The organism is Streptomyces sp. NBC_01089, from assembly GCF_045162975.1.
Taxonomy (GTDB): Bacteria; Actinomycetota; Actinomycetes; order Streptomycetales; family Streptomycetaceae; genus Streptomyces.
The window spans coordinates 2,389,504-2,400,909 of sequence record NZ_CP108660.1 but is presented as its reverse complement, the minus strand read 5'-3'; the positions used below and the strand labels follow the sequence as shown (position 1 = coordinate 2,400,909).

Sequence of the window (11,406 nt, the reverse complement as noted above, 5' to 3'; positions counted from 1 at the left end):
CGGGCGGAAGTCCTCGTACTGGACGTACTCGGGCTTTCGCCCGGTGCGGCGAGAGTGCGTGCCGGGCGTCGCGCGCCAGACGCGACTTTGCGGACACGCCCTAGGGCGTGGCCCACTCCTTCAGGGCGCTCTTGCTCGCGAAGCGTGAGTTGGCCACGTTCTTGTCGAGCGGGTTGTCGGTGTACTGGTGGAAGGTCCAGGCCGCCTTGATCCTGGGCTTGCCCGCCGTCGTGTAGTCCGCGATCCACAGCCCGTCACCGGCGTACGAGGTGGTGTCGTGGTTCAGCCAGTAGTCACGGTTCGTGTACAGCAACACCCGGTTGTGCGGCCGCAGTTTCTTCACCGCGCGGATGAAGCTGTCCTTCTCGGCGTTGCTGGCCCGGGTCTGATCGCCGGTGGTCTCCCAGTCCACCGCGAGCAGATCGCCCCCCTTCTCGGGGGCCTTGCTGACGAAGTACTCGGCCTGCGTCTGGATGTTCCCGGGCCACAGGAAGTGGTAGAAGCCGACGACGCAACCGCCGTCCCGCGCCAGCTTGGTCTGCGCGGTCAGCCGTGGGTTGACGTAGGTGTGGCCCTCCGACGCCTTGATGAACACAAAGGCCAGCCCGTCGGTGTCGAACGACGACTGGTACGTACTGACATCGATGCCGTGGAGCATGTGCACCGCCTTCCGGTGGGTCGTTGGGACTCAGGTATCCCACGTTCCACTTACCCACTCCGGCGGGCTCGACCGCATTCGCTCACCTGGGCGATGTCAGAACCAGGGACACGTTGTGGCCGCCGAAGCCGAACGAGTTCGCCAGCGCCGCGTCCCAACGCCCGCTGCGGGCACCGCCGGTGACGACATCCAGCGGGATCCGGTCGTCGATCCTGGTCAGGTTCCGGGTCGGCGGTACGGTCCCGTCCCGCAGCGCCAGGAGCGCCGCCATCGCACCCAACGCGCCGGAGGCGCCGAGGAGATGGCCGGTCATGGACTTGGTGGCCGTGACCACCGGGTGGGTGCCGACGGCGGCGGCCACCGCCTCCGCCTCGGCGAGATCGCCCTGCGGGGTGGACGTGGCATGGGCGTGGACGTGCCCGATGTCCCCGGGGGCGAGCTGCGCGTCTTGCAGCGCCTTACGGATCGCCCTGGTCTGGCCGTCCGGGTCGGACGCGGTGATGTGACCTGCGCTGGATGTGGTCCCCGCGCCGGCCACCGTCCCGTGGGCACGCGCGCCGCGTGCGCGGGCGTGCGCGGCGCTCTCCAGGACCAGTACGGCGGCGCCTTCGCCGAGCACGAAGCCGTCGCGGTCCGCGTCGAAGGGGCGTGAGGCGCCGTCCGGATCGTCGTTGGACGCGGACAGCGCCCTCATCTGCGCGAAGGCGGTCAGCGGCAGCGGATGCAGGCTCGCCTCCGAGCCGCCCGCCACCACGATGTCGGCCCGCCCCGCCCGGATGAGGTCGAGGCCGTGCGCGATGGCCTCCGCCCCCGAGGCGCAGGCGCTCACCGGGGTGTGGGCCCCGCCCTTGGCCCCGAGGTCGATGGAGACCCAGGCGGCGGGGCCGTTGGCCATGCGCATGGGGACGGTGTGCGGGGAGACCTTCCTGGGGCCCGACTCCTCCAGGACGCGGTTCTGCCCGAGCAGCGAGAGCACGCCGCCGACCCCCGTACCGATCACGACAGCAAGCCGCTCCGGATCGACGCCGGGTGCTCCGGCGTCCTCCCATGCCTCACGGGCGCTGACGAGTGCGGCCTGTTCACACCGGTCGAGCCGGCGTGCCTCGGTGCGCTTGAGTGACTCCGCCGGGTCCCGGCGCATCCGGGCCGCGATCCGCACCGGCAACTCCCGGGCCCAGTCGGCGCCGTCCAGACGGCCGATCCCGTTCTCGCCCGCGGTCATCGCCGCCCAGGTGCTCGGCACATCGCCGCCGAGAGGTGTGGTGGCACCCAGCCCGGTGACCCGGACTTCTGTTCTTGTCGCCATGCCGGGGACCGTAACCAACCATCCAGTTGGTTGGCAACCCGTCTATGATCACCCCATGACGAGAAGCGCCCGCGCCGAAGGGACCCGCGCCCGCCTGCTGGCGGCCGCGCGCACGGAGTTCGCCGAACACGGGATGAGCGGCGCCCGCGTCGACCGCATCGCTGTGCGGGCGGGGGCCAACAAGGAGCGGATCTACGGGTACTTCGGCAGCAAGGAGAAGCTGTTCGCCGCGGTCGTCGCGGATTCGCTGGACGATCACGCGGTGCGGGTCGGGCTGCCGGACGGCGACCTGGGCGCGTACGCGGGACGGCTGTACGACTTCCACCGGAGCAACCCCGAGCTGACCCGGCTGATGATGTGGGAGGCCCTGCACTACGGCGAGGGGGCGCTGCCCGACGACGACGTACGCACCGCGCACTACGCGCAGAAGGCGGCCGCGCTGGCGGAGTCCACCGGCGGGCGGCTCACCGGTGACGCCGCCGCCCTGTTCCACGCGCTGATCGGTATCGCGGTCTGGCCGCTGGCGTTCCCGCAGATGGCGCGGCTGGTCCTGGGTGCGGGACAGGGGCAGGGGCAGGGACAGGGGCCGCAGGACGCCGACGCGCTGCGTGCCCATGTCGTGGAGACGGCCCGCGCGCTGGCTCCGCCCGGTTCCGGCTCCCCGGGGTGATCCGGGGCGAGCCGGAGTGGGCCGGGGCGAGCCGGGGTGAGTTTGGGCGGGCTGGAGTGAGCCGGCGTGAATCAGTGTGAATCTGTGTGAGCCGGTCCGAACCGGCCCCGTCCGTCAGGGTTTCCGGGCCACGGCCACATAGCAGGCGGCGTCGGCGTCGCTGACCTGGCCCGACTCCCGGGGGTCGTCGGGCCGCCACCGGTAGGACACCGTGACGCCCGGGTCGACGAGTTCCCAGCCGTCGAAGAAGCGGCTGAACTCCTCCCGGGTCCGGAACTGCAGCGGCGTCCCGGCCGCCGTGTAGATGTCGATCATGCGGCTCATGGTCTCCGCGTCGAAGTCGGGGGTGGCGTGCGACAGGGCGAGCGTGCTGCCCGGGGCGAGCGCTTCCTTGTACCGCTGGATGATCGAGTAGGCGCCGTCGGCGTCGGTGACGAAGTGCAGCAGCGCGTTGAGGCTGAGCGCGACGGGCCGGCTGAGATCGAGGGTGTCGCGCAGGGCGGCCGCCTTCAGCAGAGTGTCGGGATCCGTGGCGTCGGCCTCCACGTAGGCGGTCCGGCCCTGCGGGGTGCTGCGCAGCAGCGCCTGGGCGTGGGCGAGCACGATGGGGTCGTTGTCCGCGTACACCACACGCGCCGCCGGCACGGAGAGCTGGACGACTTCGTGGAGGTTGGGGGAGGTGGGGATACCCGTGCCTATGTCGAGGAACTGGCGCAGCCCGTGCTCCGCCGCCCACCGGGTGGCGCGGTGCATGAACTCCCGGTTCGTCCGCGCCGCGATGCGCACACCGGGGAACGCGGCGAGCACCTTGCCGACCGCCTCCCGGTCCGCCGTGAAGTTGGTGGTGCCCCCCAGGTAGTAGTCGTACATCCGGGCCGAGTGCGCCCGGTCCAGCTCCAGATCGACCGCACCCGTGCCGCGCGCCCGTTCACCGCGGTCCGCCATGACTGCCTCCCCTTGTCGGTCCCGTAGGTCCCTGTCGGCCATTGTCGCCACGCCACTCCTGACCACCATGCCCGTCACGTCACACGGAAACTCCGGCCGACAGCGGTCAACTCCGGTCCAAGACGGTCGTGTCCGGGAATCGGAAGCGGCCGACTGTATTTTCGGGTACACACATACGAGCCCAACGTAACGAGACGAACACCGATGGCAGCTTCTGTATGCGTCACGGCGCGGAAGTGCGGACCATGGTGTGTGCCGGTGCGCGGGGGCGTATCCCTTTCACCGGAGGCCGGTTCCAGCAGGGGGCCGGTGCGGGGCACAGCGGAGCAGGTACGTGTATGCGTCGGACAACCGCGGTGGACACCACCGTCTTACGGGCGTTGACGGCCGGTCTGTCGGCGCGCCGACTGCACATGGTCTGCGAGGCGTTCTGCGCCGAGCACCACGAGGAGTGGCAGTCGTACGCCTTCCTCCAGGTGGGCGAGAGCGCGACGGCGCACGCTCTGGTCGGTGAACTCAAGGCCCGGCTCACGCTCCACTGGGAACACGCGCTGCGTCAGGAGTCGGTCGAGGGACACGCCTGGAAGATCTTCAAGGAGATCATCTTCGAGTGGCTGGACGAGCGCGGCCTGGAACCGGCACTGAGCCGGATCGCCGCGCCCGCCCGGGTGTACGAGCACATCCTGGGCACCTGCGCCCCACCGGCGCCCGGCCCGGAACCGGTGCGGGAGATGCGGGAGATGCGGGAGGTACGGGAGAGGCGGGAGCCGAGAGAGACGCGGGAGGCGCGACGCGGGCTCTACGCGGCCATCGCCGGCCTCCCGGAGCGCCAGTACGATGTGCTGCTGCTCCGGTACGTACTGGAATACGACGAGGCACGCACCGCGTTCCTCATGGGCGTGCCCCAGGAGACGGTCCGCTCGCAAGTCCGGTACGCGAAGCGGAAACTGGCCCTGGACCTCGGCATCGACGGGGCGCCAGGCCCGGGGGAGTAGCGCATGGACCCACAGCACGGGAAAGCCCCCGGCAGCGAAGCCGCAGGCCCGCCCCCCGCCGCTCCGGCCCCCTACCCGACGGCGTACGAACAGGCAGCACACGAACTGGGCCTGGCCTGCGCCCTGGTGCTGAACGCCCCGCAGGCGGCGGCCGCCCTCGCCCGGCTGGTCGACGAGGAGCACCCCGACCCCGAGGGCGCGCTGGTCCTGGCCGCACTGCTGCACATCTCCGGCAGATACGACGCGGCCTGCTCCTGGTGGCGGTTCGCCGCGGGCGCGGGCAACAGGACCGCCGCGTACACACTCTTCCTGGACCACCGCAGGCGCGGCGAATACCGGGACGCCAAGTACTGGCGCACCCAGTCGGCGAAACTGACGACTTCCCGCACGGCCCCCGACCCGGAACGGCCGGAGACGGCACACCCTCGCCCGGAAGTCCGTCCCCCGGAGCTACGCCCGGACCTCCTCCCGGAGGAAGCCCGCCACAGCCTGCTGGCCCAGCTCCACCACGGCCTCCCACCCCACCTGCCCCGCGCCCTGGCAGAGGTGGCGGACCGGCTGTACACGCGGGGGACCTGAGGGCCACAGGGCCCAGACTGCCGAGGACTGTGCGCCCGGCGATGAGTTCTCGTCGGTCCGGGAGTCACCCTTCGTACAGGCAGATTCATCCCCCGGAAGGCAGCAGCACCATGAGCAAGCTGATCGTCACCGCGTTCGTCACTCTGGACGGCGTCATGCAGGCCCCGGGCGGACCGGGCGAGGACGCCGACGGGGGCTTCGAGTACGGGGGCTGGCAGGTCCCTTACACCGACCAGGACTTCATGGGCATCATGCAGACCGCCTTCGAGCAGTCCGCCGACCACCTCCTGCTCGGCCGGAAGACCTATGACATCTTCGCCGCCTACTGGCCTCGCGTGACCGACGAGAACAATTCGATCGCCGTGAAGCTCAATGGCATGCCCAAGTACGTCGCCTCGCGCACCCTCAGCGGTCTGGAGTGGCACAACTCCCATCTGCTGAAGGGCGACGCCGCGGAGTCCGTCGCCGAGCTCAAGGAGCGGCTCGACGGCGTGATCATGACGCAGGGCAGCAGCGACCTCATCCGCACCCTGCAGCGGCACGACCTCGTCGACGAGTACCGGCTGCTCGTCAATCCCGTGGTCATCGGCACCGGCAAGCGGCTCTTCGCCGAGGGCGCCGCCCCCGTCGCCTGGAAGATCACGGAATCCCGTGTCACCGGCGCGGGCGTGCAGTACTGCGCCTACGAGCGGGCGGGGAAGCCGGAGTACGGATCCTTCCTCCTCGACGAGGAGGGATGAGGGCGCACCGCTGACCGGCCGGCCGGCATTCGCCGGACGGTCAGCGGTTGTGGACGGTCAGGCGTCGTGGACGGTCACTGGCCGCGGAGCGTCGTGACCGCCGTGTCGAAGGCCGAGTCGCGGTCCATGGCGAACTCCTCCTCGGTGAACACCGGCGTGTGGATGTGCGGAGGGATGCCGGTGCCGTCGAAGGTCCGTCCCGAGCCGGTCAGGAACTCCTCGTTCGGGAGCCAGACCTCCATGCCGTTGGGGAGCGCGCGTTCCAGGACGTCGGAGAAGACCCCCTGCGTGGGCTCGCCGATGCGTACGGTCCTGCCGGGCCGGTCGATGAGCGCCTGGGTGAAGGTCTCGCCCGCGCTGACCGTCGTACCGGCGGTGAGCACCGCGACCGGGCCTGTGTAGCGGGGCACACCCCGAGCAGGCTCTACGGGAATGGGCTGCGGGCGGGTGTACTGGGTGCGTTTCCGGTACGCGACGTACGGGCTGTCCGTCAGACGTCCGGCGATGTGCAGGCCCAGGGAGTCGGAGCCGCCGCCGTTCAGCCGCAGATCGATGATCAGTCCCTTGAGGGTTGCCGTGCGCCCGGCGGTCAGGACGGTGTCCAGCGCTCGGTCGAGCTCGGCGAGCTGCGCCGCGTACGTCGGATCCTGCTTGTCGTACGCGGCGAAGCCGGAGATGCGCAGATAACCCTGCCCGCCGGGCAGATCCGCGTAGCTGATCCGGCCGCTCCCGAATTCCTGTGGCGCCTCGCCCTTGAGGTCGCGTCGCACGATGTACTTCTTGACCCGGGTGTCCAGTTCCTGGCTGAGCATGGTCGTGCCCGGGCGTACCTGCGCGAAGTGGCGGTCGCCGTCGAGCACGGCGACATGCGCGTCGTACAGCGGCCTCACCATGTCGCTGAAGAGGGCGAAGAGTTCGTCCCTGGTCGTGTCGGCGTGCACCCGCGGGCGGTAGGTGTCCCGTACGGCATGCCAGTCGATGCCCTTGGCGGCGAAGAAGGGGTAGTTGTCCTCGAAGGACTGCCAGAAGACGTCGAACGTCGTCACCGGGTCATCGGGCATGGAGTGCTCACACCCCGCGGGGAGCGCCGCGATCCGCCGCAGCTCCTTGTACCCCGGTGAACCGGCCTCCCGCAGCGACCCCTGCTCTTGTGCCGGTCCCGCTTCCTGCGGTGATCGCGCCGACCGGACGGTGAGCTCCGTCCCGTCAGCGGTGCGGTACACACCTGGCGCCGTCCGGTTCGCCGAATCGCCCTTCAGACAGCTGACGGCCGTCGTCTGGTACTCCCGCAGCCGTCCGTCCGCGATCGACAGGACGGTGCCGTAGCCTTCCACGCGCCATACGCCGTCGACAGCCGGTCGTTCCACCGCCGATGCGGGCGCCACCGCCCCGCCCGCGAGGGTCAGCGCCACGGCCGCCGTCGCCGCCGTCGTCGCCTTGGCCGTCCTGGAACTCGTGTGTCGCACCGGTCTTCCTTCCTCTGCGCGCGCCCTGCGCCAGGGAATGACGATCGCCGACCTGACCGCCCGGCGAACATCCGGCGGGCAGGTGAATCAGCACGGGGGACATCCCCACCACCCGACCGGTCCACCGGTCCACCGGTCCACCGGTCCACCGGTCCACCGGTCCACCGGTCCACCGGTCCACCGGTCCACCGGTCCACCGGGAGCCATGAGGCCGACCGACCCTGTACCGATCCGGTCGTTTCTTGATCGCCTTGACACTCCGGCTCCCGGTGGGAGCCTGGAGGAGACGGCAGCGCGTGGCACCCCAGGGGCCGCCACCAGCAGCGCAGCCGCTGCCGGCCGCCGCCCGCGGCTCCTCACCGCCCGCGCGGCCCTTGCAGCCTCCACCACCCTTCGAAGGAACTGCGCCCATGGCTGTACGAGGCGAGCAAGCGGTACCAGTGACATCGCCGCCTCCGAAGGCGCGGGAAGTCGTGAAATTCGCAGCCGTCGGTGTCTCCGGGGTGGCGGTCAATCTCCTGGTGTTCAATCTCGTGCGCCACACCACCTCGATTCCGGTGGTGAGCGCGAGCGTGATCGCCACCGTCGTCTCGATCGTCTTCAATTACGTGGGATTCAGGTACTTCGCCTACCGGGACCGGGACAAGAGCGGCTGCACCCGTGAAATGGGGCTCTTTCTGCTGTTCAGCGCCATCGGTCTGGTGATCGAGAACGGTGTTCTCTATCTGGCGACGTATGGTTTCGGCTGGGACAGCCCGCTGCAGAGCAACGTATTCAAATTCCTCGGCATCGGTGTCGCCACCCTCTTCAGATTCTGGTCCTATCGCACTTGGGTGTTCCGTGCGCTGCCCGCGCCCCCTTCCGCACCCGGATCCCCATCTGCTCCCGCGCCGTCCGACGGCGGCCGTCGCGTACCGGAGGCCCGTCGGCGGTAACGGTCCACAGCCGGCCCACCGGCGCCCACGGGCGGCCCACGGTCAACCTCGGGCCATCCGGATCGGCGGCGCGCACGCGTCACAGGGCGCCCGAGGTTGCGAACGCCTTCCGACGGGGCAGGAACCGCCCCATGACACTGAGCCGTCGCTCCCTCATACGTTCCGCCGCCGCAGTCACCACCGCCGCCCTCGTGACCGGCGGTGGCACCGCGCACGCCGCGACCGCCCGGCGCGCGGCCGCGACCACCGGCAGCGCGGTTCCCGCCGACTGGATGGCCGCGCTGCCGGACGCGCTGTCCCTGCTGCGGATGACGATCCCCGGCACCCACGACTCCTGCTGCACCAATCCGGCCAACGGCACCGAGTGGTCGCACACCCAGAACTGGGGGATCACCGAACAACTCCAGCGCGGCATACGGTTCCTGGACATCCGGGCCAACGGGCTCCAGGACCACATGGACGACACGTTCGGGATCTACCACTCCGGGTTCTACCAGGGCATCACCTTCGACGGGGTGCTCACCCAGTGCCGCGACTTCCTGCAGCAACATCCCGGCGAGACGATCGTGATGCGGCTGAAGAAGGAGGACGGGACCAACAACGACGTCGGCGCGGGCTTCAAGGACGTCCTGAACGGCTACCTCGACACCAAGGGCTGGCGCCCCTGGTTCCTCCTCACCGACCGGGCACCGTCGCTCGGCGAGGCACGCGGGCGCATCGTCCTGATCGCCCAGTTCGACAACGACCTGCCGATCCTGCAATGGCCGGGCGGTGACAACGATTTCCTGTCCAACGAGTGGTTCTCGCTCCAGGACATCTACGAGGGGCTGACCCTGCCGTCGTCGAAGACCGCGAAGGTCACCCAGCAGTTCGACAACGTTGCCGCGGACCAGAACTCGGCGCTGATGTACATCAACTTCACCAGCTACGCGGGCGGCGGCTGGCCCAAGACCAACGCGGACGCGATCATGCCCGGCGTACAGAGCTATCTGAACGGCCGGCTGTCCGACACCACGCACCTCGGCGTCGTCCCCATGGACTTCCCGGACTTCCACTCGGACACGCTGAGCACCCTCATCGACTGGAACTGGCACTGACGCACACCCCGGCCCGCACCGCAGGGCGGGGTGCGTAAGCGCTGGTCAGGCCGATTGTCAGTGCCCGGTGCCAGGATCACCGGCATGGACGAGAAGACGTTTGACTGGCAGCGGTTCCTCACCCGATGGAGCGAGGAGTGGGCCGACGCCCAGGGCCGCTCGGCGGACTTGAGCCCGGACGATTTGGAGGACCAGCAGCGCAGATGGCTCGGGGCCGCGCCTGCGACCGATGCGGACTTCGTCCGTATGAAGGCGCGGCTCGGGTGCGAAATGCCGCCGTCCTACCGGGAGTTCTTACGGGTCAGTGACGGCTGGCGGCACGCGGGCGGTTTCGTCTGGATGCTGGCCGGCACCCGCGAGGCGGACTGGCACGAGGACGCGAGCGGTCTCGGTGGGAACTTCGACGAGTTCTGGGGCGAGGAGGCCAATCCGGAGGAGATACGCGCGCAGGTCGGCCTGTGGTCCCGCGGGCTGCAGCTGGATGTCCAGTCGGACGCCACCTATGTGCTGCTCGACCCGGAGGACGTGGGGCCGGACGGCGAGTGGGCGGTGCGGGTGTGGTCGTCCTGGCGGGCCTCGGACCCCGAGCGGTATCCGTCGTTCGCGGATTTCATGGTCGCCATGTACCAGGAGTTCCACCAGCTGGAGGCCGGCCGGGACGGAGAGGAGGGCGCCGCCGCTTTCGTCAACGGGACGACGCGCGCCCAGGACGCCGCCGTGGCCCGGGCCCGGGTCGCAGCGCTGGGCGGGCGGTACGAAGAGGCGGCCGGACTGCTGAGAGAGGCCCAGCGGTACGGCCGGCCGCGCGCGACCGAACTGCTGCAGCAGATCGGCCGGCTGGGCGGGCCGTACGGGGCGGGCGGACGGCCGCCGCACCCCGGCGACCCCTGCTTCCTGACGGAGCTGCTCCCGCTGCACGCTGTCGATCTCCTCGGCAGTCGTCGCCCCGTGGACGGCCTGCGCTTCGCCGACGCCGACAGCTTCCCCGAAACCGCACGGGCGACGGTGGACATCCTGCGCGAGATGAGCGCGGGGACCTTCCGCTACCGGCCGGGCGGCGCGTTCGGCGAGGCGGTGGACGAGGCCCGGGAGGAGGCGCGGTGGGGCGACACCGACACCGCCTGGCGGATCCTGCGGGCCGCGGTCCCGCTGTGGGAGCCGCTCGGCCCCGACCACATCGCCCCGGTGGGACTGCTCGCCGACCCCGTACTCGCTCCCGTACTCACCGCCGAACGCCGCCTGGAACTGCTGGCAACCCCACGCGGCGGCGAGCAGGGTCCCGCTCCCGCCCGCGTCGGCGACCAGGATCCCGGCGGCCTGTCCTGGCTCGTACGGGACGGAGGGCTGCGCCCGGGCCGGCCATCGCCGTGCGGCTTCCGCATGGTCCTGGTCGAGGGGGCCACCCCGGACGAACTGCCCGCCCTCCTCGGCTCGTCGCCGGACACGTCGCTCGCCCCACCGCTGCGACTCTGGGACACCAGCGGCCACCACCGGCCCGGTCAGCGGGTCTTCTCCAGCTACGACGACAAGGCGCTGCTCAGTGTCGGACGGGCAGGAGCGAACTGGAGCTTCGGACTGGAGGGGTCCCCGCCCTTCTTCTCCGCCGACCGGTTCGTCTCTCCCGCTCAGGCGGCCTCCGCGGGCGGCGGCCGGGCGATCGTGGTGTGGACCGAGTGGAGCCGGCCCACCCCGCTCTTCCATGTGTCGGCCGCCCGGGGCGGAACACCGCTGTACGCGTTCACGGTGCGGGACGGGGAGATCGAGGACATCTCAGGCACCGTCCCGGCCGAACTCGCCCCGGCCGCCCTCGGTTTCGGCACCCCGGACCTGACGGCCCAGGAGTCCGCGGCGGCCCGTGCGCTGGACGCCCTGACCGACGGCTACGGCGTCGGTCTGCCGCGCCTCGCCCTCACGGAGGGTCGACTGCACTCCTTCGAGTCGGTGTCCTGGAAACGCCCGCCCGCCCCCGGGGAGAAGCACCTGACGATCACCATGGGCTGACGCCCGGCCGGGAC

The 11,406-nt window shown here is 70.5% G+C and carries 11 protein-coding genes; 7 read left to right on the top strand and 4 right to left on the bottom strand.

The features are described 5' to 3' along the window. Positions 1-100: 100 nt before the first annotated feature. Both OG510_RS10520 and OG510_RS10515 read right to left on the bottom strand, forming a co-directional pair. Positions 101-658 (bottom strand): glycoside hydrolase family 25 protein, encoded by a 558-nt coding sequence (locus OG510_RS10520; RefSeq protein ID WP_164259241.1) that lies wholly within the window; start codon positions 656-658, stop codon positions 101-103. A gap of 82 nt (positions 659-740) precedes the next feature. Beyond that, on the bottom strand, positions 741-1,964 hold the full coding sequence (locus OG510_RS10515; RefSeq protein WP_406136528.1) for a beta-ketoacyl-[acyl-carrier-protein] synthase family protein: 1,224 nt from the start codon (positions 1,962-1,964) through the stop codon (positions 741-743). Between the two features lie 55 nt (positions 1,965-2,019). Here OG510_RS10515 and OG510_RS10510 point away from each other — a divergent pair, with 55 nt between their 5' ends. After that, positions 2,020-2,634: a TetR family transcriptional regulator gene (locus tag OG510_RS10510; protein ID WP_406136527.1), complete on the top strand. Its 615-nt coding sequence runs from the start codon at positions 2,020-2,022 to the stop codon at positions 2,632-2,634. Positions 2,635-2,748: 114 nt separating this feature from the next. Here OG510_RS10510 and OG510_RS10505 read toward each other — a convergent pair whose 3' ends face one another. Further along, positions 2,749-3,579 carry an SAM-dependent methyltransferase gene (locus tag OG510_RS10505; RefSeq protein ID WP_406136525.1) on the bottom strand — a complete coding sequence of 277 codons (831 nt, stop codon included), beginning with the start codon at positions 3,577-3,579 and terminating at the stop codon, positions 2,749-2,751. Between the two features lie 338 nt (positions 3,580-3,917). Between OG510_RS10505 and OG510_RS10500 the strand changes: the two genes are divergently transcribed. From OG510_RS10500 to OG510_RS10490, 3 genes are all read left to right on the top strand, one after another. Next, on the top strand, positions 3,918-4,574 hold the full coding sequence (locus OG510_RS10500) for a sigma-70 family RNA polymerase sigma factor (protein WP_406136524.1): 657 nt from the start codon (positions 3,918-3,920) through the stop codon (positions 4,572-4,574). 3 nt (positions 4,575-4,577) lie between these two features. Next, positions 4,578-5,153 (top strand): hypothetical protein, encoded by a 576-nt coding sequence (locus tag OG510_RS10495; protein WP_406136523.1) that lies wholly within the window; start codon positions 4,578-4,580, stop codon positions 5,151-5,153. Positions 5,154-5,263: 110 nt separating this feature from the next. Next, on the top strand, positions 5,264-5,893 hold the full coding sequence (locus OG510_RS10490) for a dihydrofolate reductase family protein (protein WP_406136522.1): 630 nt from the start codon (positions 5,264-5,266) through the stop codon (positions 5,891-5,893). A gap of 74 nt (positions 5,894-5,967) precedes the next feature. Here OG510_RS10490 and OG510_RS10485 read toward each other — a convergent pair whose 3' ends face one another. After that, the gene (locus OG510_RS10485; RefSeq protein ID WP_406136521.1) at positions 5,968-7,359 is read right to left on the bottom strand and encodes a S41 family peptidase; all 1,392 of its coding nucleotides are present in this window, start codon (positions 7,357-7,359) and stop codon (positions 5,968-5,970) included. 410 nt (positions 7,360-7,769) lie between these two features. Here OG510_RS10485 and OG510_RS10480 point away from each other — a divergent pair, with 410 nt between their 5' ends. From OG510_RS10480 to OG510_RS10470, 3 genes are all read left to right on the top strand, one after another. After that, positions 7,770-8,294: a GtrA family protein gene (locus tag OG510_RS10480; RefSeq protein ID WP_406136520.1), complete on the top strand. Its 525-nt coding sequence runs from the start codon at positions 7,770-7,772 to the stop codon at positions 8,292-8,294. A gap of 131 nt (positions 8,295-8,425) precedes the next feature. Then, positions 8,426-9,391 carry a phosphatidylinositol-specific phospholipase C gene (locus tag OG510_RS10475; protein WP_406136519.1) on the top strand — a complete coding sequence of 322 codons (966 nt, stop codon included), beginning with the start codon at positions 8,426-8,428 and terminating at the stop codon, positions 9,389-9,391. A gap of 84 nt (positions 9,392-9,475) precedes the next feature. Beyond that, on the top strand, positions 9,476-11,392 hold the full coding sequence (locus tag OG510_RS10470) for an SMI1/KNR4 family protein (protein ID WP_406136518.1): 1,917 nt from the start codon (positions 9,476-9,478) through the stop codon (positions 11,390-11,392). Positions 11,393-11,406 lie beyond the last annotated feature (14 nt).